This is a genomic window from Tistrella bauzanensis, from assembly GCF_014636235.1.
GTDB lineage: Bacteria > Pseudomonadota > Alphaproteobacteria > Tistrellales > Tistrellaceae > Tistrella > Tistrella bauzanensis.
In genome coordinates this window covers 21,242-41,705 of sequence record NZ_BMDZ01000040.1, presented here as the reverse complement: position 1 = coordinate 41,705, position 20,464 = coordinate 21,242, and the positions used below count along the sequence as shown (strand labels likewise).

The 20,464-nt window shown below is 68.6% G+C and carries 18 protein-coding genes; 8 read left to right on the top strand and 10 right to left on the bottom strand.

All coding sequences use genetic code 11. The features are described from left to right. Positions 1 to 213 precede the first annotated feature (213 nt). The 4 genes from IEW15_RS16090 to IEW15_RS16075 all read left to right on the top strand — a co-directional run bounded on the left by IEW15_RS16090 (position 214) and on the right by IEW15_RS16075 (position 3,164). Positions 214 to 1,050, top strand: a complete 837-nt coding sequence (locus tag IEW15_RS16090; protein ID WP_188579734.1) for an adenosylcobinamide-GDP ribazoletransferase — start codon at positions 214 to 216, stop codon at positions 1,048 to 1,050. Beyond that, entirely contained in the window at positions 1,041 to 1,688 is a 648-nt protein-coding gene (locus IEW15_RS16085; protein ID WP_229708166.1) for a histidine phosphatase family protein, read from the top strand. Before IEW15_RS16090 ends, IEW15_RS16085 begins: the two co-directional genes overlap by 10 nt. A gap of 11 nt (positions 1,689 to 1,699) precedes the next feature. Further along, entirely contained in the window at positions 1,700 to 2,257 is a 558-nt protein-coding gene (gene cobU, locus IEW15_RS16080; protein WP_188579733.1) for a bifunctional adenosylcobinamide kinase/adenosylcobinamide-phosphate guanylyltransferase, read from the top strand. Between the two features lie 202 nt (positions 2,258 to 2,459). Next, positions 2,460 to 3,164, top strand: a complete 705-nt coding sequence (locus IEW15_RS16075) for a lipid-binding SYLF domain-containing protein (protein ID WP_229708165.1) — start codon at positions 2,460 to 2,462, stop codon at positions 3,162 to 3,164. A 28-nt stretch (positions 3,165 to 3,192) separates the two neighbouring features. On the opposite strand, the gene cbiB is transcribed toward IEW15_RS16075, so the two are convergent. Beyond that, positions 3,193 to 4,260 (bottom strand): adenosylcobinamide-phosphate synthase CbiB, encoded by a 1,068-nt coding sequence (gene cbiB, locus IEW15_RS16070; RefSeq protein ID WP_188579732.1) that lies wholly within the window; start codon positions 4,258 to 4,260, stop codon positions 3,193 to 3,195. 500 nt (positions 4,261 to 4,760) lie between these two features. Between cbiB and IEW15_RS16065 the strand changes: the two genes are divergently transcribed. Both IEW15_RS16065 and IEW15_RS16060 read left to right on the top strand, forming a co-directional pair. After that, a complete protein-coding gene (locus IEW15_RS16065; RefSeq protein WP_188579731.1) occupies positions 4,761 to 5,381 on the top strand; it encodes an SCO family protein in 621 nt (206 codons plus the stop codon). Positions 5,382 to 5,810: 429 nt separating this feature from the next. After that, the gene (locus tag IEW15_RS16060) at positions 5,811 to 7,037 is read left to right on the top strand and encodes a polyhydroxyalkanoate depolymerase (protein WP_188579730.1); all 1,227 of its coding nucleotides are present in this window, start codon (positions 5,811 to 5,813) and stop codon (positions 7,035 to 7,037) included. A gap of 86 nt (positions 7,038 to 7,123) precedes the next feature. On the opposite strand, the gene IEW15_RS16055 is transcribed toward IEW15_RS16060, so the two are convergent. From IEW15_RS16055 to IEW15_RS16015, 9 genes are all read right to left on the bottom strand, one after another. Further along, entirely contained in the window at positions 7,124 to 8,536 is a 1,413-nt protein-coding gene (locus IEW15_RS16055) for an alanine/glycine:cation symporter family protein (protein ID WP_188579729.1), read from the bottom strand. Positions 8,537 to 8,757: 221 nt separating this feature from the next. Continuing rightward, on the bottom strand, positions 8,758 to 9,375 hold the full coding sequence (locus IEW15_RS16050; RefSeq protein WP_188579728.1) for a hypothetical protein: 618 nt from the start codon (positions 9,373 to 9,375) through the stop codon (positions 8,758 to 8,760). Between the two features lie 33 nt (positions 9,376 to 9,408). Then, positions 9,409 to 10,197 carry a gamma-glutamyl-gamma-aminobutyrate hydrolase family protein gene (locus tag IEW15_RS16045; RefSeq protein WP_188579727.1) on the bottom strand — a complete coding sequence of 263 codons (789 nt, stop codon included), beginning with the start codon at positions 10,195 to 10,197 and terminating at the stop codon, positions 9,409 to 9,411. 53 nt (positions 10,198 to 10,250) lie between these two features. After that, positions 10,251 to 11,639: an MATE family efflux transporter gene (locus IEW15_RS16040; RefSeq protein WP_188579726.1), complete on the bottom strand. Its 1,389-nt coding sequence runs from the start codon at positions 11,637 to 11,639 to the stop codon at positions 10,251 to 10,253. Positions 11,640 to 11,641: 2 nt separating this feature from the next. Continuing rightward, entirely contained in the window at positions 11,642 to 12,367 is a 726-nt protein-coding gene (locus IEW15_RS16035; RefSeq protein ID WP_188579725.1) for a LolA family protein, read from the bottom strand. A 26-nt stretch (positions 12,368 to 12,393) separates the two neighbouring features. Further along, on the bottom strand, positions 12,394 to 14,841 hold the full coding sequence (locus IEW15_RS16030; protein WP_188579724.1) for a DNA translocase FtsK: 2,448 nt from the start codon (positions 14,839 to 14,841) through the stop codon (positions 12,394 to 12,396). Between the two features lie 70 nt (positions 14,842 to 14,911). Beyond that, on the bottom strand, positions 14,912 to 16,123 hold the full coding sequence (locus IEW15_RS16025) for an aminotransferase class I/II-fold pyridoxal phosphate-dependent enzyme (RefSeq protein WP_188579722.1): 1,212 nt from the start codon (positions 16,121 to 16,123) through the stop codon (positions 14,912 to 14,914). 175 nt (positions 16,124 to 16,298) lie between these two features. Next, on the bottom strand, positions 16,299 to 17,624 hold the full coding sequence (gene amt, locus IEW15_RS16020; protein WP_188579720.1) for an ammonium transporter: 1,326 nt from the start codon (positions 17,622 to 17,624) through the stop codon (positions 16,299 to 16,301). Between the two features lie 23 nt (positions 17,625 to 17,647). After that, positions 17,648 to 17,986: a P-II family nitrogen regulator gene (locus IEW15_RS16015; protein ID WP_188579718.1), complete on the bottom strand. Its 339-nt coding sequence runs from the start codon at positions 17,984 to 17,986 to the stop codon at positions 17,648 to 17,650. Between the two features lie 391 nt (positions 17,987 to 18,377). Between IEW15_RS16015 and IEW15_RS16010 the strand changes: the two genes are divergently transcribed. Further along, on the top strand, positions 18,378 to 19,610 hold the full coding sequence (locus IEW15_RS16010; protein ID WP_229708164.1) for a UbiH/UbiF/VisC/COQ6 family ubiquinone biosynthesis hydroxylase: 1,233 nt from the start codon (positions 18,378 to 18,380) through the stop codon (positions 19,608 to 19,610). Positions 19,611 to 19,659: 49 nt separating this feature from the next. Further along, positions 19,660 to 20,364 carry an SDR family oxidoreductase gene (locus tag IEW15_RS16005; protein ID WP_188579716.1) on the top strand — a complete coding sequence of 235 codons (705 nt, stop codon included), beginning with the start codon at positions 19,660 to 19,662 and terminating at the stop codon, positions 20,362 to 20,364. Positions 20,365 to 20,464: the final 100 nt, after the last annotated feature.

Here is a 20,464-nt window from a genome sequence, read left to right as displayed (position 1 = left end):
GGCGGGCGTGCCCGGGGCAGCGCCGGCGGAACGGTCGGGACAGAAAGGCGTGCGCCGAACGATGCGGCGGACAGGCGCGCGGGTCAAGCCCGGCCGATCATGATGCCAGGGCACCGGCCGCAAAACTGGCCCGCCGCCGCCGCCGCGGCTATCGTTGCGAGGATATTGGGCCCGGTGCTGCCGAACAGGCGGCGCCCCTGTGGAAGATCCGCCATGTCACCCTCCGACCCGTTGCCCGCACCCGCGCCACCGCCTGAGCCGCCACCGCGGCCGCTGGACGGGCTGTGGCTGGCGCTGGGGCTGGTGTCGCGGCTGCCGGTGCCGGCGCCGCACGGCCTGCAACCAGCCGCCCGCTTCGTGGGCTGGCTGGGGCCGGCGGGGCTGGTGATGGGGGCGATCACCGGGCTGACTCTGGCGGGGGTGGCCGAGCTGATCGCCAATCGCTGGATCGCCGCCTTCGCGGCGCTGATCGTGGCCGCGCTGGCCGGCGGGCTGATCCATGAAGACGGGCTGGCCGATGTCGCCGACGGCTTTGGCGGCGGCCATGACCGCGAGGGCAAGCTTCTGATCATGAAGGACAGCAGGGTCGGCACCTTCGGCGCATCGGCGCTGATCCTGTCATTCGGCCTCCGGGCGGCGGTGCTGGCGGCACTGGCGCCGCTGGGATGGGGGGCGGCGGCGCTGATCACCGCCGCGGGTGGGTTGTCGCGGGTGGCGGTCGCGATTGCCATGACCGCGATGCCGATGGCCCGGCGCAGCCGGCCGGGCCTGGCCGATGCCGCCGGGCGCAGCCCGCTGGCGCCGGCGCTGACCGGTGCCGGCGCCACGCTGCTGATCTCAATGGCACTGGTCCGGCTGGGGTTGGGGCCGGTCGGCTGGCCGGCGCTGGCTGGTCTGATTGCGGGCACCGTGCTGGCCGGGCTGGCGATGGCGATGATCGCCCGTCGCCAGATCGGCGGCGCCACCGGCGATGTTTATGGCGCCATTCAACAGACCGCCGAGATCGCCGGTCTGGTTCTGGCCTTCGGAGGTGTGCTGTGGTGGGTGTGACCTGCTGGTATTGGATACGCCACGCAGCCCTGGCCGTAGCCGCCCATGGCCGCATTCATGGCGCCAGCGAGGCGGCGGTGGATATGCCGTCGCCTGTGGCCCTGGCTGGCATGCGCCGGCTGCTGCCCCCGCAGGCCATGGTGATCGCAAGCCCGCTGGCCCGCGCCCGCGACACGGCCGCGGCCCTGCTGCCCGACCGCCCGGCGCTGATCGAGCCTGCCTTCACCGAACAGAATTTCGGCGCCTGGGAAGGCCGGGTTCATGGCGAGATCGAAACCGCCGAGCCCGAGGCCTATGCCGCCTTCTGGCGCCAGCCTGCCCGCGCCTGCCCGCCGGGCGGGGAACGCTACACCGAGGTGATGGCACGGGTGGCGGCGGCGGTGGATGCACGGTCGCACGATGCCCCGGCGGCGGCCCCCGGCATTGTGGTGGTGGCCCATGCCGGCGTGATCCGCGCCGCCCTGTCGCAGGCATTGGGGCTGACCCCTGAACAAAGCATCGCCTTCGTGATCGACCCGCTGTCGCTGACCCGGATCGACCGGATCGTGATGGCCGATGGCGCGGTGCTGTGGCGGGTGGTGTGTGTGAACCGGCCACTGGCGGTCGCGGCGGGCGACGACGGGGAGACGGGCGTATGACAGGCGGGCGTATGACGGCGCGCCTGACCCTGGTGCTGGGCGGTGCGCGATCGGGCAAGAGCGCGCTGGCCGAACGCCTGACCCGGGCCGCGGCCGCGGGCGGGCCGCTGGTCTATGTGGCGACGGCGCAGGCCTTCGACGACGAGATGCGCGAGCGGATCGCCCGTCATGTCGCCGATCGCGGCCCGGACTGGACCACGATCGAGGCGCCGGACGATCCGGCGGCCGCGATCACTGCGGCGGCGGGCATGGCTGCTGGCGGGGCGGTTCTGATCGACTGCCTGACCATCTGGGCGGCGACGCTGATGCATCTGAACCGCGATCCGGACAAGGAAACCGCACGTCTGGTCGAGGCCGCCCGTGACGCCGGCCGGCCGGTGGTGATGGTGTCGAATGAGGTGGGTTTGGGAATCGTGCCCGATAACGCGCTCGCCCGCCGGTTCCGCGACGTTGCCGGGCGCATGAACCAGCAGGTGGCGGCGGCGGCCGATCGGGTGGTGTTCGTGGCCGCCGGCCTGCCGCTTGTGATGAAGGGCGCCGCTTTGGGTGCCGAAGAGGTCGCGTCTTGATCGCATCCATGTCACGGGGGCCGTGGCATAACGGTGAGGACTGACAGGGCCGGGTGCGGTGCCCCTCAACGGCTGAGGCCGGCACCCCATGTACAGAACTGAGACGCCGCAGCACGTGGCGTTCAGATCTTCATGACCCGGCACCGCGACACAAGAGCTTGACCCGCGACATGCGGGGCACCCACCGCAGGAGTTTTCATTCATGTTCGGCATGCGCACCCGTAACAGCCGTCATTCCCTGGTCTTTACGGTCGCTGCGATGGCGGCGATGTCGCCGCTGGCGATCGTGGCCCCGGCCCAGGCCCAGCAGGCGAGCGATCAGCAGCAGATCGTCAATGAGGCGGCGGCCACCGTCACCGCCATCCGCAATTCGCCCCAGGGCAAGGATTTCGATGCCCAGCTGGCCAATGCCCGCGCGGTGATGATCGCCCCCAGCCTGGTCAAGGCCGGCTTCATCATCGGCGGCGAGGGTGGCGTCGGCGTGTTGCTGGCCCGCAGCAGCAATGGCTGGACCGGCCCGGCGTTCTATGACATCGCCAAGGGCGGCATCGGCCTTCAGGCCGGCGTGCAGGTGTCGGAGACGATTTTCGTGGTCCGCACCGAGCGCGGGCTTGAGAAACTGCTGTCCGACAAGGTGACGCTGGGCGGCGACGTCTCGATCGCGGTCGCCTCTGTCGGCGCCGGTGTCTCGGGCAGCAGCACCACCAATATGGATGCCGATATCGTCGCGTTCTCGAACGCCAAGGGCCTGTTCGGCGGCGCCTCGCTGGACGGCACGGTGGTGGTGCCGGAAGAAGATTGGAACCGCGCCTATTACGGCCAGTCGATGACCGCCGACAATATCCTGCGCGGCAATGCCTCGAACGGTAAGGCCGAGACGCTGAAGAGCCGTCTGTCGGGCGGTTGATCCGTCCGGTCGGGCAGCGCCGCGCCGATCAGTCCAGCAGGGTCGCCAGCAGCGCCAGAACCGGTGCACCGATCAGGCAGGCACGGACATAGAGGGTGAGGGCCCGGTCGATATCGGCCGGGCCCGCATCCATTCGGCCCCCGCCGCTGCCATCCAGCGCCGGCCCGCCCATCCAGGCATCGTCCACCACCCGGTTGCCATAGCGGCGCGGGCCGGCCAGCCGGATGCCCAGCGCGCCTGCCATCGCCGCCTCCGGCCAGCCGGCATTGGGCGAGCGGTGGCGGCGGGCATCGCGGCGCATCACCCGCCAGGCCCGGCCGGCATCGCCGGCCGCTGCATGGCCCGGGCTCGGGATGATGGCGGCGGCAACGATCAGCAGCCCGGCCAGCCTGGCGGCCGGCCAGTTCACGACATCATCGAGCCGTGCAGCCACCCGGCCGAAATCGGCATGGCGCGGGGTGAGATGGCCGATCATGCTGTCGAGCGTGTTGATCGCCTTATAGGCAGCGAGGCCCGGCAGCCCTGCCACCGCGAACCAGAACAGCGGTGCGACGACCCCGTCGGAGAAATTCTCGGCCAGACTTTCGATCCCCGCCCGCGATACGCCTGCCTCGTCCAGGCTGTCGGGGTCGCGGCCGACGATGCGGGCGACCATGCGGCGGCCGGCGGCCAGCCCGTCCTGTGCCAGCGCCTCGGCGACGTCGCGGACATGCTCGTACAGGCTTTTCTGGGCGATCAGGGTGGTGGCGATCAGGGCCTCGACCACCCAGCCGAAGGGGATGACCGCCAGCACCAGATGCAGCCCGAAGGCGATTGCCGCCGTGCCGCCCACCACCACCAGAACCGTCAGGCCGCCGCGCCGGACCCGGTCGGCGGCGCTGCGTTCGGGCCGGTTCAGCCGCTGGTCCAGCGCCGCGATCGTCCGGCCGATCAGGGCGACCGGATGCGGCAACCGTGCCCACAGGCCCGGCGGATCGCCCAGAAACCCGTCGAGCACCGCCACGATCAGCAGCAGCAGCCCTGGATCGGGCGCATGGATCGGCCCCAGGATGGCGGCAAGCAGCACCGGATCGGCGGCAAGGGCGGATATGGTCATGGTTGCGGCAAGGTCATGGCTGGATGGTCATTCGCAGGAGTGGCTGTTCGAGTGGCGGGCGTGGGTCGAGTGGCGGGCGTGGGTCGAGCGGCGGGCACGGGCTCTGGTGGCGAGTGTGCGGCTGGCTCCGGCGCGCGGTCAATCGCGGATCCGGATGGTCGGCACCGGAATCATGGGCATGTGGCGGATCGCCGGGGGGTGGCGACGATCGGTCGCAGATACGGCCGGTTGCATCGGCGCGCGCCGGGCGGTATGGGAAGACAGAGCGCTTTTCCTGCGCGGGCTTCACCAGGGTCCGGGCGGCAGCCCTGCGCGGCCCGATGACCCCGGCCGCCGCCGGGCCGCATGGGGCCATGGTCTCCCTCACCATGCCCATGCCGCCGTGTCCGGCCCGATGGCATCCCGTGCCACCCGCCGCATCCCCCCGCCGCCCTGGCGCCCGACAGGGTGATCCCTTGAAGGGAGGCGGGGCGGTTGCTGGCCTTGTCTGGATGCAGCCGATGTCGAAAAAGGCCCCTCGCCGTCCGTCGGTGCTGACGATCATCGCCATTGCCGCGGTGATCGCGATCGGCGGCGTGCTGGCATTGCGCTGGACCGAGATGTCGGCCGATCGCGCGCGCGGCGTGGCATCGGGCGAAGCGCTGATCGGCGGCCCCTTCACCCTGACCGATCAGTCGGGCCGGGCGGTGACCGACCAGACCTATGCCGGCCGGCTGATGCTGGTCTATTTCGGTTATACCTATTGCCCGGATGTGTGCCCCACCGACCTTCAGAAGATCTCGGCGACGCTGGAGATGCTGGGCGACGACGCCGACAAGGTGGCGCCAGTCTTCATCACCGTCGATCCGGAGCGCGACACTGTCGACCAGATGGCGCGCCATCTGACCCTGTTCGACAGCCGCATCAACGGCCTGACGGGAACCCCTGAGCAGATCGCCGCCGCCGCCAAGGCCTATCGGGTATATTATCAGGCGGTCCGCGACGACGCCAGCGCCAGCGATTATCTGGTCGACCACAGCGCCTTCATCTATCTGATGGACCGCGAAGGCCGCTATCTGACCCATTTCAGCCGTGGCGACACGCCGGAAACCATGGTCGAGGCCATTCGCGCCGGTCTGTGATACCGGCCCTGACGCCGGACCGACATTCGACACGGAACCGCCGAAATCCGCCCGTTTCGGGCCGGATCGCACGCCCACGGTGACCGTTCGGGGACGATGTCGTGGATTTTCGGCAACGTCTTCGGAACTCGTTTACTTTTTCGGCGGATAATGCCTAATTGAAACAGATGTTTAACAGTGGCGTTCCAGCGACGTCTCTGGCGGCGGGCGCCGCCCGGGCGGCGTTGCGGGTCTGAAAAGCCCGGAAACTGGCGGAAATCCGCCAGCGAGCGCCGGTGGACACCTGGCGACGGGCCCGGTCCCGAGAATGGACCGGACCGACTGACGACAGGTTCAACAGTGACAGACGGCGTCCGTCCACGAGGGAGGTGCGGGCGCCGCCGCAACCGGCACGATCGATGATGATCGCCGGGCAGCGTGCGAGGGGTCATGCTCTATCAGTTACATGAACTGCATGCAGCGACCGTGACACCGATCCGTTTGATGGCGCGGGCGGCGCAGCGCATTCACAGTTCCCCGTTCAACCCGATGTCCTATTCACCCTATGGCCGCATGATCGCCGCGGCCGCCGAGGTGCTGGAACGGGTGACGGACCGTTACGAGAAGCCGGCCTTCGGGCTGAACCATACCGTGATCGACGGCCGGACCGTGCCGGTGGTGGAAGAGATCGTCAGCGATCTGACCTTCTGCAAGCTGCTGCACTTCAAGCGCGAGGCACCCGGGCTGAACGATCCGAAGCTGCTGCTGGTGGCGCCTTTGTCGGGGCATTACGCCACCCTGCTGCGCGGCACGGTCGAGGCGCTGCTGCCCGATCACGACGTCTACATCACCGACTGGACCGACGCCCGGAACGTGCCGCTGTTCGAAGGCCCGTTCCATCTGGACGACTATGTCGAGTATGTCATCGCCTTCCTGCATCACCTGGGCGAAGGCACCCATGTGATGGCGGTGTGTCAGCCATCGGTGCCGGTGCTGGCCGCCGTGGCGCTGATGAATGCCGACGAGGACCCCTGTGCGCCGGCGACCATGACGCTGATGGGCGGGCCGATCGATACCCGCGAAAGCCCGACCCAGGTCAACCAACTGGCGATGACCCGGCCGCTGAAGTGGTTCGAGGACAATGTCATCCATTCGGTGCCGGGGATCTATCCGGGCATCGGCCGCCGGGTCTATCCGGGCTTTCTGCAGCTGACCGGGTTCATGACCATGAACCTTGAGCGCCATATCGGCGCCCATGTGAAGCTGTATGAGCATCTGGTCGAGGGCGATGGCGACAGCGCCGATGCCCATCGCAGCTTCTATGACGAATATCTCTCGGTCATGGATCTGCCGGCGGAATACTATCTTGAGACCATCGACCGGGTGTTCCAGCGCCATCTGCTGCCCAAGCGGGAGATGATGGTTCATGGCCGGCTGGCGGACCCCGCCGCGATCACCCGCACCGCGGTGATGACGGTTGAGGGCGAGCTGGACGACATCTCCGGCATCGGCCAGACCCGGGCCACCCATCTGCTGTGCAACAATCTGCCTGAGGCCATGCATGGCCATTACGAGCAGGCCGGTGTCGGCCATTACGGCATCTTCAACGGCCGCCGCTGGCGTGAACAGGTGAAGCCGCGCATCGCCTCGTTCATGCGTGCCCACGCCCGCGACTGATACCCTGCCTCACACACAGCGTGACATGACATGGCCGGCCCCATCGATGGGGCCGGCCATGTCCGTATCAGGGGTGCCGGATCGGATCAGCGGGTCCAGATCTTCTCGTCGATCTCGCCGGCGAGTTCCGGATAGTCGGCGGCGTGGAACACCGGCGGCGCGGTGCGGCGCTGGGTGACATAGTCGCGGGTCAGCTTGGCGACCGTGCCCGACAACAGGCAGATGGCCACCAGATTGATCACCGCCATCAGCCCCATCGAGGTATCGGCGGCGTTGAACACCGTGCCGACACTTTCATAGGCGCCCCAGACGACCATGGCCAGCGTGCCGCAGCGCAGAATGCTGATGCCGGTGGTGCTGTCGGCCTTCAGGAACACCAGGGCGTTTTCGGCATAGGCATAGTTGCCGACGATGCTGGTGAAGGCGAAGAAGAAGATCGCGATCGCGATGAAATAGGCCCCGAACGGGCCGATATGCACGATCAGCGCTTCCTGGGTGAGCTGGGTGCCGGTGACACCCGATCCCGGCACCAGCCGGTCGGACAGCAGGATCATCACCGCGGTTGCGGTGCAGATCAGCAGGGTGTCGATGAACACGCCCAGCGCCTGAACGAATCCCTGCGCCGAGGGGTGATGCGGATCGGGGGTGGCGACGGCGGCGATGTTGGGGGCCGAGCCCATGCCGGCCTCGTTCGAGAACAGCCCGCGCTTGACGCCGTTGAGCATGGCGGCGGCGACGCCGCCGGCGACACCACCCACAGCGGGTTCAAGGCCGAAGGCGCTGCGCAGGATCAGGCCGATGGCGGCGGGCAGGTCGGCGATGTTGACCGCGATGACATAGAGCGCCACGCCCAGATAGACCACGGCCATGAACGGCACGACGATTTCGGCGCAGCGCGCGATCTGGCGGATGCCGCCGAAAATCACCACGCCGGCCAGCGCCGCGACCGCGATGCCGACCCAGATCTTGTCGATGCCGAAGGCGGTTTCGGTGGCCTCGGCGATCGAGTTGGCCTGAACCGCGTTGAACACCAGCCCGAAGGACAGGATCAGGCAGATCGAGAAGATATGGCCGGCCCAGGGCGCACGCAGGCCCTTGGCCATATAGAAGGCCGGGCCGCCGCGATACTGGCCATGGGCATTGCGGGTCTTGTAGAGCTGGGCAAGCGTGCTTTCGGCATAGGCCGTGGCCATGCCGACCAGCGCCACCATCCACATCCAGAAGATCGCGCCGGGACCACCCAGATAGAGCGCCACCGCAACCCCGGCCAGATTGCCGGTCCCCACGCGAGAGGCGAGGCTGGTGCACAATGCCTGAAAGGGCGAGATACCGGCTTTGTCGCCTTCGGCCGAGCCGAGCACGGCGCGGAACATTTCGGGGAAATGCCGGATCTGGACGAAGCCGAGGCGGATGGTGAAAAACACCCCCACCGCCAGCAGCCCATAGATCAGCAGATAGCCCCACAGGATGTCGTTCAGAAAATTGATAAGGCTGTCCATGCGGCCGGACCTTTCATGAGGTCGGGCTTCTGGCTCAGCTTGACGCGGTCTTCTGGCCCGCCCCGATCATTTGACCGCAGAAGCGAGGCGGTTGCCAGTGTCGCGGCATCTGTGTCGTGCATTATAACCGTCATGCGCGCGTCATGAGACATAACCATCATGCGCGCGTCATGAGACGCCGGCCGGCCGGCCGGCTGGCATCCCATGAGCGGTGGCGTGGATCAGAACAGGTTGAAGCTGTCGCCGGTGATCGAGACCGGCCAGCGGCCGCGTTCATAAAGGCGGAATTTGAGCGCGAAGGGGTGATCCTCGTCGAAGCCGGCGGCCAGCACCAGGGCGGCCAGATGGCAGGCCTGCACCGCATGGCCGGCGGCGGCGCGGGCCAGCGCCTCATCGTCCAGCCCGCCGACCCGCATCGACAGCACGGCGGCCGGGCCGACCAGCGACGCCGCCTGATGGGCGACATGGGCCAGCGCCACCTCCAGCGCCTCCTCGTCGGTCAGCTCCAGCGCGGTTTCATGGGCGACGGCGCGGAGATGTTCCTCCTCTTCCCAGGCCGGGCTCTGCATGTCATGGGCTTCGGCGACATCGGCCGCCTCGATCCAGTTGCCGACCGGCACCACAGCGGTGCCGGGAAAGCCCAGCGCCGACAGATAGTCTTCGGCCGCGGCACGATCGTCGGCATCGACCTTGTCGCCGACCCGCTGAAACCACGGGATCGCCTCCAGCATGCGCGCGAAGCGGGCAACTGCCGCCAGGGCCGGATGGTCGGCCAGGGGGTGATCGGGGTCGAAGCCGGTCTCGTCGTCGTCGTCGAAATCGTCAGGGATGCGGGGCATGATACCTTGCGGGCAGATGGGGAGGGGGTGTGGTCAGGCAGCCGTGCTGTGCGACACCGCGCGCGCGGCCGCGGCCTCGCCGAAGGCCTGAAGGATGGCGGCATGGTCGCCATCGATGCGCCAGAGCGCCTCGGGATGCCACTGCACGCCCAGTACGAAGCGGCGCCCGGGAAGGCTTGCCGCCTCGACCACGCCATCGGCGGCAGTGGCCTCAACCACCAGCGATGGTGCCAGCCGGTCGATCGCCTGATGGTGCAGGGAATTGACCATCATCGTGGTCCGGCCGCCCAGACTGCGCTGAAGCATGCCGCCGGTCACCACCGTGACCGGATGGGCATGACCGAAGCGTTCCTCCCAGGGCCGGGTGCCGTCGTCGCGATGATCCATCATTCCCGGCACCTCGTGGACATGCTGATGCAGCGTGCCGCCCAGGGCCACGTTCAGTTCCTGATGGCCCCGACAGATGGCGAGCAGCGGCAGATCGCGGTCGATCGCCGCGCGGATCAGCGGCAGGGTGGTGGCATCGCGCGCCGCATCGCCCTTGTTGCCGGGCCGCGGTGCCGGGCCGCCATACAGCGCCGGATCGACATTCGATGTGCTGCCGGTGACCAGGATGCCGTCGACTATGCCAAGGAGCTGGTCGATATCGATGCCGTCGCCCAGCGCCGGCACGATCAGCGGCATGCCGCCGGCCCCTTCGGCCGCGGCTTCGACGTATTTCATGCCGGCGGCATGGAAGGGGCTGCCTTCCACCGGCTTGATGCAGGCGGTGACCGCGATCACCGGGCGCCGGCCGGTGCGGACGACAGTGGGGGCGGGCATGGATGACGGGTGCGACACGGGTGCTGACCTGTTGAGGGCGCGAAGGCCGGTGATCACCGGGCGGTGGCGGTGGCGGACGCAGGGGCTGTGATTGACAGGGCGGCCCCCAGGCGCCGGCGGCGGATGGTGTACCAGCCGGCCATGGCCAGACCGCGCGCCGCGAACAGGCCGAGGAAGGCGATCCACAACCCGTCCGCCCCCATGATATCGGGTAGAAGCAGCGCCGGTCCAAGATGGATTGCGAAGGCCAGCAGCATGGCATCGCGCATGGCACCCGACCAGGTGGCGCCGATGAACACGCCGTCGAGCCAGACACAGGCCCAGGCGACGAGCGGCAGCGCCACCGCATAGGGCAGAAGCGACAAGGCCAGCGCACGCACCGGCGCCAGATCGGTCAGCGCCCGGATCAGCCACGGCCCGCCGACCGCGAAGGCCAGCGCCGCCACCAGCCCCAGGCCCAGCGTCCACAGGCCGGTGACCCGCACCGCCCGGTCGAAGCCTGCCATGTCGCCGGCCCCAAGCGCCCGGCCGGCCAGGCTTTCGGCCGCATAGGCCATGCCATCCAGGCCATAGGAGGCGATGGTGAGGAAGGTGAGCAGCAAGGCCGTGGCGGCAAGCGTGTTGGTGCCGAGCCGCCCGGCCAGACTCATGAACAGCGCGAAGCTGCCGATCAGCAGCAGCGTGCGGACGAAGATATCGCCATTGACCCGCGCGAAGCGCGCCAGCGCCGGCCAGTCGGTCAGCCGTGCCATATCGGGCCGCAGCCGGTGGCGGCGCGCCAGATGGCGGAAGGCTGCGGCCAGCCCGATCAGGCAGCCGGTCCATTCGGCGATGGCGCTGGCCAGCGCCACACCGGCAAGCCCCATGCCCAGCCACAGCGCCAGCACCACATCCAGCCCGGCATTGACGATGTTGGTGGCCAGGATCATGGCCAGCGGCAGCCGGGCATCGCCCCGGCCCACGAACCAGCCGACCAGCACCAGCACCGCCAATGCCGCCGGCAGCCCGGCCAGACGGATCAGGATATAATCGCCCGCCAGCGCCGCCACCGCCGGCGGCGGCCCGAAGACCCGGACCAGCGGCCCCAGGAATCCAGCCGCCAGCGCCGACAGCACGATGGCGGCGATCAGCCCGGCGGCAAGCCCGCGCCACAGCACCGCCGCCTCTTCGGCCAGATCGCCGCGACCGCTGGCGGCGGCGGCGAGGCCGGTGGTGCTCATCCTGAGGAAGCCGGCGCCCCAGGCCAGATAGGCGACGAGTTGGCTGCCGATGGCGGCGGCAGCCAGCGGTGTCGCACTGCCCAGATGTCCGGCAACGCCGGTGTCGACCGCGCCCAGGGCCGCGATCGACAGGTTCGACAGGATCATCGGCCCGGCGATCGCCCACACCGCCCGGCTGGTGATGTCCGGTCCGGCCGTGGCGGCCGCCTGCCCGGACGTCATCGTCACTTGGTCGAGCGGTCGAACCGGTTGAACACGAACAGGTCACGGCTGAGCGTGGGATCGAGCCGGACATTGCTGAGGGTGACGCGGGTGACGCCGCGCTGCGGATCGGTCACCACCCATTGGCGCAGCGCCACCGGATTGTCGGTGAAGATCAGGCTGAGCGATCCCAGATCGGGATTTTCGGCATCGCGCACGGTGATCGAGAACGCGCCGGCCTCGCGGGTGTAGCCGCCGAATTCCAGCAGCGGATCGTCGAAATCGAAGGTCTCGCGGGTCAGCAGTCCGGCCGGGGTCTGGCTGAGCGGGATATAGGAGGGCTGGTCGAGCTTGCGGTCGTAATGGACCAGTTGCGAGCCGTTGGCGACGATCAGCTGATCGACCGGCGGGTCATATTCGACCCGCAGCCGGCCGGGCCGCGACAGATAGAAGGTGCCTTCCGAGGTGGCACCGTCGGGGGCGACCTGCACGAAATGCGACTGAAGCCGGCGGAAGCTGTTCAGATAGCGTTCCGCCTGTTCGATGTCGCGGCGCGCTTCGCTGGCGGCGGCGGGCGGTGGCGGCGCCTTGGCTGCTGCCGCCGCTGCCGGCTTCTGCTGGGCGGCTGCCGGCTGGATGGCCGCGGCGGCCGCCGCGATGACAAGCACTGCCAGTCGTGATGCGACCCGCGCGGCCATGGGGCTGGTGGCCCTGGGGCTGCTGCGGTGAGCGTGCCTGCGGACGGACATCAGGGGGATACTCCTCGATTGCGCGCTCAGTCGGCGCCCTGCTCGCCGAGCAGAACCTCCCGGCGACCGGTGCGGTCGGCCCGGCTGACGACACCTTCATTCTCCATGCGCTCGATCAGCCGCGCCGCCCGGTTATAGCCGATCTGGAGGTGGCGCTGAATGAAGCTGGTCGAGGCCCGGCGTTCCCTGAGCACGACGGCGAGCGCCTGGTCGTACAGGTCATCCTCGCCACCGCCGCCCCCGGATCCGCTGCCGATCAACTCGGCGGTGGTCGACTGGGCGAGCTCGGGATCGTCGGTCACGGCTTCGATGTAGGATGGCATGCCCTGTTCTTTAAGGGCCCGCACCACCTTCTCGACCTCTTCGTCCGACACGAAGGGGCCGTGCACGCGGGTGATGCGGCCGCCGCCTTCCATGTGCAGCATGTCGCCCTGGCCCAGCAGCTGTTCGGCGCCCTGTTCGCCCAGAATGGTGCGGCTGTCGATCTTGCTGGTCACCTGGAACGAGATCCGGGTGGGGAAATTGGCCTTGATCGTGCCGGTGATGACGTCGACCGACGGCCGCTGGGTGGCCATGATCAGGTGGATGCCGGCCGCGCGCGCCATCTGCGCCAGACGCTGGATCGCGGCCTCGATATCCTTGCCCGCGACCAGCATCAGATCGGCCATCTCGTCGACCACGACCACGATATAGGGCATGGGCTCGGTTTCGAGGCCCTGTTCCTCGAAGACCGGTTTGCCGGTCTCGGCGTCGAAGCCGGTCTGGACCGTGCGGGTCAGCACCTCGCCGGCATCGCGCGCCTCGGCGACACGCTTGTTGTAGCCGCCGATATTGCGCACGCCCAGATTGGACATGGCGCGATAGCGGCCCTCCATCTCGCGCACCGCCCATTTCAGCGCCACCACCGCTTTGCCCGGTTCGGTCACCACCGGTGCCAGCAGATGGGGAATGCCCTCATAGACCGACAACTCCAGCATCTTGGGGTCGATCATGATGAATTTGCACTGATCGGGCGACAGTCGGTAGAGCAGCGACAGGATCATGGTGTTGATCGCGACCGACTTGCCCGATCCGGTGGTGCCGGCGACCAGCAGATGCGGCATCCGCGCCAGATCGGCCACCACCGGCACGCCGCCGATGTCCTTGCCCAGCGCCAGCGCCAGCCGCGATGCGGTGTTCTCATAGCTTTCGCTGGCGAGCAGTTCGCGCAGATACACCGTCTCCCGCCGGGGATTGGGCAGCTCAATGCCGATGGCGTTGCGGCCGGGGATCACCGCCACGCGCGCGGATATGGCGCTCATCGAGCGGGCGATGTCGTCGGCCAGGCTGATCACGCGTGAGGATTTGATCCCCGGCGCGGGTTCCAGTTCGAACAGCGTCACCACCGGGCCGGGGCGGACCTCGACGATCCGGCCTTTGACGCCGTAATCCTCCAGCACCTTCTCAAGCCCGCGCGCCTGTTCGGCCAGCAGGCCCGGATCCTGGCCCTGGCCGCTGCCGCGCGGCGCCAGCGCCAGCAGATCCAGCGCCGGCAGCCGATAATTGCCGCCATCATCCAGGTCCAGCGGGTTGCGGCGGCGGGCCTCGGCGGCGGCGGCCTCGATATTGCGGCGCGGCGCGCCGATGCGCGGGCCTCCCTCGCGGCCGGGGCCATCGGGGCTCGACGCCTCGGCGGCGACAGCCTCGCGGCGGCGCGCCACAGGCGGCGGGGCATCGTCGTCGAAGCGCGGCTCCGACTGGCGACGGCCCTCGGGCTGGCCCTGGCGGGCGAGGCGGGCGGCGCGGCGGCGGTCGCGGGCGGCCGCGCGCGGGTCGCCGTCGTCATCGCCGCGCCGGCCCAACCGGGCAAGCGCGCCACCACCACGGGCAATCAGCCCGGCGCCGGCGGCGATGCCGCCGCCAATGCGCTGCCAGTCGCCCAGCGCCATGCCCGATGCGGCAAACCCGCCCAGAAGGGTCAGGCCAAGGGTGACGACCAGATAGGGGCCAACGCCGATAATGGCGGTCAGGCGCGCATAAAGCAGCATGCCGACGACACCGCCCAGCCCGCTTTCCAGCGGCCAGCCCTCGGGCCGGCCGAAGGCGGCGGCAAGGCCGGCGGTGGTGACCAGGGCCACCGGCAGAATGGTGAGGTTCAGCCACAGCATCGGCAGACCGCGGCCGCGCATCAGCCGCCACGACCAGCCCAGCATCACCAGCGGCAGCATCAGCGCCCCCAGCCCCAGGGCCTGCAGCGACATGTCGGCGAAATAGGCCCCCGACAGCCCCAGCAGGTTGTTGACCAGCGGGAATTCCGAGGTGTTGTTCAGCGACGGGTCGGTCGGGTCATAGCTTGCGAGCGCCAGAATCAGGCACAGCGCCGCCGCGGCGACGCACAGGCCGCCGGCCACGCCGCCCAGACGTGCGAACACACCCGCGGCGCCGGCGGGCAGGAAGCGGTTGGTCCGGGCGTTTCCGGTCAAGCGTGCGGCCATGGGGTTCCGGGCGTTTCTGGGGGATGCGTGATGCGTGCGAACGGGGGCGGGGCAGGTGGCGGCCGGGTGATCATCCAGCCAGGGTGCGGGCGATACGGGCCAACCCATCCTCCACGACATCGGGTGTGTGGACCAGAGCGATGCGGATATAGCGGGCGCCGGGATTGTCGGCGGGGAAGCCGTGGGCAGGGTTGCCGTCGCGGGCGATATAGCCGCCGGGCAGCACTTTGATGCCGGCCTCGGCCCACAATCTGCGGGCGGCGGCCTCGCCATCGCCGACATCGGCCCAGGCGAAGAACCCGCCCGCCGGCACCTGCCAGCCGAAGGCCGGCCCCAGGATGCGGCCGGCGGCAGCCATGCACTGGCGATAGCGCGCGCGCCCGGCCGCGACATGATCCTCGTCGTCCCAGAGTGCTGTGGCGGCGGCCATCAGCGGTGGCGCCAGGAAGCCGGTGGAATAGGTCCGCATCCTGAGCAGCCCGGCGATCAGCCGCGGGTCGCCGGCGATGAAGCCGGCGCGCAGACCCGGCGCGCCCGATCGCTTGGACAGCGAATTGACCACCAGCAGATTGTCGAGGCCAAGCCCGCGGCGGGCCGCAACCTCCAGCAACCCCACCGGCGGCGTGTCGGTCCAGATTTCGGAATAGCATTCATCGGCGATCAGCACCGCGTCATGAGCGCGGGCCAGATCGATCAGCGCCGCCATGCGGTCTTCCGTCATCACCGTGCCCTGCGGATTGGCGGGCGAGCAGATGATGGCGGCACTCGCCCGGCGCCACAGCCCGGTATCGACCGCGGCCAGATCGGGCTGAAAGCCATTTTGCGCGGTGGCGGGCACGAAGACCGGTTCGGCCCCGGCCATCACAGCACCACCGGCATAGACCTGATAGAACGGGTTGGGCATCAGCACTACCGGCTGTGCCCCGTCCTTGCGCTCAGGCGTCACGGCCTGAATGGCGGCGAACAGCGCCTCCCGCGTGCCGGCGGCGGCCAGGATGCCGGTTTCGGGGTCGAGAAAGCCGTCGGGCAGACCGAAGCGCCGACTGGCCCAGCCGGCCATCGACCGGCGCAGCGCCACTGTGCCGGCCACGGCCGGATAGCGGCCGAACCCGTCATGGTCTGCGGCGACGATCCGGTTGATCAGATCCGGCGCACCGGCCTGGGGTTCGCCCAGCGACATCATCAGCGGCGGACGGCCGGCAGGCGGGGTCAGCCCGGAAAGCAGCGCATCCAGCCGGCGGAACGGATAGTCGGTGAGGCTTGCGAGCCGGGGATTGAGCATGGAGCGGGCGACCGTTGCTGACCGGGGGCTTGTCAAGGCGGTGGTTGATTTCACCGTGCGAGGGGCACCTTACGGCGCATAAGTGCCACGCCGCAAGAGCAGACGCCCCGGCCTTCGATTGAAGGCCGGGGCGTCATCCCGTCAGCGGTCGCCAGGACCGGTCGCGGGGTTGATGTTACATGGTCTGCGAGCCGCGCCCGAACTCAGGGTAGGCTTCCAGGCCGAGTTCCGCCTTGTCGAGGCCACCATGTTCGACCTCTTCCGAGACCCGGATGCCGATGGTGAACTTGATCAGCAGCCAGGCGACGGCCGAGAAGATCGCGGTGAAGGCGCCGATGGCGACGATGCCGATGAACTGGGTGACGAAGCTGGCATCGGCATTGGTGATCGGCACGGCCAGCGTGCCCCAGATGCCGGCGACCAGATGCACCGGGATGGCACCGACGACGTCGTCGATCTTCAGCTTGTCGAGCAGCGGCACCGTCAGGCTGGCGAGTACGCCGCCGACCGCGCCGATCAGGATGGCGCCACCGATGGACGGAGTGTCGGGACCGGCGGTGATCGACACCAGGCCGGCCAGCGCGCCGTTCAGCGCCAGGGTGAGATCGACCTTCTTGTAGAGCAGCTGCGACAGGATCATCGACGCGACCACGCCGCCGGCCGCCGCCATGCTGGTGTTGGCGACCACGTTCGACATCGTGGTGGCATCGGCGCCGGTGCCGAGGGCCAGGACCGAGCCGCCGTTGAAGCCGAACCAGCCCAGCCACAGGATGAAGGTGCCGACGGTGGCCAGCGCCAGATTGGAGCCGGGCATCGGGTTGACGCGGCCGTCCTTGGAGTACTTGCCGATGCGCGGGCCGATGATGATGGCACCGACCAGAGCCGCCCAGCCGCCGACCGAATGGACGAGCGTGGAGCCGGCGAAGTCGAGGAAGCCCATCTCGGTCAGCCAGCCGCCGCCCCAGACCCACGAGCCGGTGATCGGATAGCTGATGGTGGTGAGCAGCACGACGAAGAGCAGAAACGCCCACAGCTTGCTGCGCTCGGCGACCGTGCCGGACACGATCGAGGCGGCCGTGGCCACGAACACCATCTGGAAGAACCAGTCGGAGGCCGAGGAATAGGTGCCGGCTTCATAGACGATGGCATCGCCGACCGCGTCGCTCTGCGACCAGATCGCCAGGCTGCCGATCCAGCCGCCATCGACGTTCATGTACATCAGGTTATAGCCGACGAGATAGAAGGTGATGCCGGCGATCGCGAACAGCGAGATGTTCTTCAGCAGGATCGTCGCCACGTTCTTGGTGCGGGCGAGACCGGATTCCAGCATCGCGAAGCCGGCGGCCATCCACATGACCAGCGCGCCGTTCACGATGAACGAGAAGGTGTTCAGAATGTACTGGACCTCAGGGTCCACTTCAGCACGAGCAGGTGCGGCGACAAGTGCCAGCGCGACCGCAGCGAATGCGGCACGCCGGAGATTGGTGACCGTCAGCGCCATCTCTGGTGGTTCTCCTATCTAGCTCAGAGAGCATCCTTGTCGGTTTCGCCCGTGCGGATGCGCACCACGCGCTCCAGATCGAACACGAAGATCTTGCCGTCGCCGATCTTGCCGGTCTGGGCATTGGTCTGAATCGCCTCGATCGCCGCATCGAGAAGATCGTCGTTCAGCGCGACCTCGATCTTCAGCTTGGGCACGAAATTCACTTCGTACTCAGCGCCCCGATAGATCTCGGTCTGGCCCTTCTGACGCCCGTAACCCTTTACCTCGGTCACGGTCAGGCCCTGGATGCCCAGGTCGGTCAGGGCTTCGCGAACGGCTTGCAGCTTGAAGGGCTTGATGATCGCAGAGATCAGCTTCATTGCGCCCTGTTCCTTTCCCCGCAGCCTTGATGTCTGCCACGGCCGGCGCGGGTGCGCCGGCGGTCCGAGGCACTCATCTTCAAGACCCGTGCCAAAATCGTGTCATTGGCGGGTTTCCGCCGATCAAGCCCGAGGGTAGGCCCGGTATGACCATATCCCAGGCAGATAACCCTGCGTTGCAGCGAAGTCCCTGGCTAAAATTTGTGCAGAAATGCCGCTTCTGGACAAATCATGGTCATGGCATCGATCCGGCCGGTGGCCAACCGCCGCCACGGCTGGACTTTTTGGCGGTGAGGTTCGATCTTCACCCCGGCAGGCGCCGGCATCGGGCGCTGCCGCGGATGCGAAGGCCGGATGCGACGCCGGATGCCAGGACAGGGAGACGCACAGCATGAGCGGGACCGGAGCGGCCATGGAAACGGCGGCGGAGTTGATCATCGTCGGGGGTGGTCTGGCCGGTATGACCCTGGCCGTGGCGGCGGCGGCGGCTGGGCTGGATGTCTGCGTGATCGACCGCGACGACCCGGTGGTGCAGCGCGATGCCGGCTTCGACGGCCGGTCGAGCGCCATTGCCCATGGGTCGATGCAGGTTCTGACGGCGATCGGGGTGTGGTCCCATTGCCCAGAGGCCGGCGCCATCGAACAGATCCGGGTGACAGACGGTCCCAGCCTGCTGCATCTGCATTTCGACCATCGCCAGATCGGCGCCGACCCGCTGGGCTGGATGGTCGAGAACCGGCATATGCGCCAGGCACTTGCGGTGCGGGCGGCGGAACTGGGGTCGCGGCTGACGGTGATCGCGCCGGCGCGGGTGGCCTCCGTCGACCGTCAGGGCGCGCGGGCGACGGTGACGCTGGCGGACGGGCGCCGTCTGCGCGCGCCGCTGGTGATCGCGGCCGACGGCCGCCGGTCGCGGCTGCGCGACGATGCCGGCATTCCGGTCACTGAATGGGCCTATGATCAGGCGGGGCTGGTGTGCACCGTGGCGCATGACCTGCCGCATCAGGGCATCGCCCATGAACGCTTCCTCACCCCCGGACCATTCGCCATCCTGCCGCTGGCGGGCGACCGGTCGTCGATCGTGTGGACGGAACGCACGGCCGAGGCCGAACAGATCATGGCGCTGGACGATGACCGGTTCGTCGAGGAGCTGGCTGCCCGCTTCGGCGGCTTCCTGGGCGGTTTGCGGCTGGTGGGGCCGCGGTTCTCCTATCCCCTGGCGCTGACGCTGGCACGGCGGTTCATCGATCACCGGCTGGCGCTCATCGGCGATGCCGCCCATGCCATTCACCCGATCGCCGGCCAGGGCTTCAATCTGGGCATCCGCGATGTGGCGGCCCTGGTCGAGGTTCTGGTCGATGCCCGCCGCCTGGGCGGCGATATCGGCAGCCCCGAGGTTCTGGCACGGTACGAACGCTGGCGGCGCACCGACACCATGGCGCTGGTGGTGGCGACCGACGGCCTGAACCGGCTGTTTTCCAACGATCTGCCGCCGCTGCGGCTGGCGCGTGATCTGGGGCTGGCGGCGGTGAACCGGCTGGGGCCGGTGAAGCGGCTGGCGATGCGCCACGCAATGGGAGAGCTGGGCCGGCTGCCGGCGCTGGTGCAGGGGCGGATGCCCTGAGCGGCGGCATGCCGGCCATTCGCAATGATGCGTAGATGAGGATGCGATCATGACTGTGGAGAAGGTGGCCCTGATCACCGCCGGCGGCAGCGGCATGGGGGCCGATGCCGCCCGCAGGCTGGCGGCGGACGGGTTCCGCATCGGCATTCTGTCGTCGTCGGGCAAGGGGGAGGCGCTGGCCGCCACGCTTGGCGGCTTCGGCGTGACCGGATCCAACCGCGCGGTCGCGGATCTGGAACGGCTGGTGGCGGGTGCGGTCGACCGCTGGGGCCGGGTGGACGTGCTGGTCAATTCCGCCGGTCACGGCCCGAAGGGCGCGGTGCTTGAGATCGCGGACGAGGACTGGCATCTGGGCATGGAGGTGTATCTGCTGAACGTGGTGCGCCCGACCCGGCTGGTGACGCCGCTGATGCAGGCTCAGGGCGGTGGATCGATCATCAACATCTCGACCTTCGCCGCCTTCGAGCCCGACCCGCTGTTTCCAACCTCCGGCGTGTTCCGGGCGGGGCTTGCCGCGTTCACCAAGCTGTTCGCCGACCGCTATGCCCCCGACAACATCCGCATGAACAACATTCTGCCCGGCTTCATCGACAGCCTGCCGGAAAAGCAGGACCGCCGCGACCGCATCCCGCTGGGCCGCTATGGCCGCGCCGCCGAGGTGTCGTCGCTGATCGGCTGGCTGGCATCGGAGGATGGCGGCTATATGACGGGTCAGAACCTGCGGATCGACGGCGGCCTGACCCGCTCGGTCTGATCCCGGTCGCTCTGAGGCCATCCGTGCCCGGCACACGCGGCCGCCCCTGCGAAGATATGCCCTTGACCTCAAGTTGACTTGAAGTTGCACAGTGACTGGC

What these genes read in the sequence shown, in the direction of transcription:
- IEW15_RS16055 (WP_188579729.1), bottom strand. Translation starts at nt 8,536, where the DNA reads ATGGACAGCCTTATCAATTTTCTGAACGACATCCTGTGGGGCTATCTG.
- IEW15_RS16005 (WP_188579716.1), top strand. Translation starts at nt 19,660, where the DNA reads ATGACTGTGGAGAAGGTGGCCCTGATCACCGCCGGCGGCAGCGGCATG.
- IEW15_RS16050 (WP_188579728.1), bottom strand. Translation starts at nt 9,375, where the DNA reads ATGCCCCGCATCCCTGACGATTTCGACGACGACGACGAGACCGGCTTC.
- IEW15_RS16045 (WP_188579727.1), bottom strand. Translation starts at nt 10,197, where the DNA reads ATGCCCGCCCCCACTGTCGTCCGCACCGGCCGGCGCCCGGTGATCGCG.
- cobU (WP_188579733.1), top strand. Translation starts at nt 1,700, where the DNA reads ATGACGGCGCGCCTGACCCTGGTGCTGGGCGGTGCGCGATCGGGCAAG.
- IEW15_RS16060 (WP_188579730.1), top strand. Translation starts at nt 5,811, where the DNA reads ATGCTCTATCAGTTACATGAACTGCATGCAGCGACCGTGACACCGATC.
- IEW15_RS16025 (WP_188579722.1), bottom strand. Translation starts at nt 16,123, where the DNA reads ATGCTCAATCCCCGGCTCGCAAGCCTCACCGACTATCCGTTCCGCCGG.
- IEW15_RS16010 (WP_229708164.1), top strand. Translation starts at nt 18,378, where the DNA reads ATGAGCGGGACCGGAGCGGCCATGGAAACGGCGGCGGAGTTGATCATC.
- IEW15_RS16015 (WP_188579718.1), bottom strand. Translation starts at nt 17,986, where the DNA reads ATGAAGCTGATCTCTGCGATCATCAAGCCCTTCAAGCTGCAAGCCGTT.
- IEW15_RS16035 (WP_188579725.1), bottom strand. Translation starts at nt 12,367, where the DNA reads ATGTCCGTCCGCAGGCACGCTCACCGCAGCAGCCCCAGGGCCACCAGC.
- IEW15_RS16030 (WP_188579724.1), bottom strand. Translation starts at nt 14,841, where the DNA reads ATGGCCGCACGCTTGACCGGAAACGCCCGGACCAACCGCTTCCTGCCC.
- IEW15_RS16065 (WP_188579731.1), top strand. Translation starts at nt 4,761, where the DNA reads ATGTCGAAAAAGGCCCCTCGCCGTCCGTCGGTGCTGACGATCATCGCC.
- IEW15_RS16090 (WP_188579734.1), top strand. Translation starts at nt 214, where the DNA reads ATGTCACCCTCCGACCCGTTGCCCGCACCCGCGCCACCGCCTGAGCCG.
- amt (WP_188579720.1), bottom strand. Translation starts at nt 17,624, where the DNA reads ATGGCGCTGACGGTCACCAATCTCCGGCGTGCCGCATTCGCTGCGGTC.
- IEW15_RS16075 (WP_229708165.1), top strand. Translation starts at nt 2,460, where the DNA reads ATGTTCGGCATGCGCACCCGTAACAGCCGTCATTCCCTGGTCTTTACG.
- cbiB (WP_188579732.1), bottom strand. Translation starts at nt 4,260, where the DNA reads ATGACCATATCCGCCCTTGCCGCCGATCCGGTGCTGCTTGCCGCCATC.
- IEW15_RS16040 (WP_188579726.1), bottom strand. Translation starts at nt 11,639, where the DNA reads ATGACGTCCGGGCAGGCGGCCGCCACGGCCGGACCGGACATCACCAGC.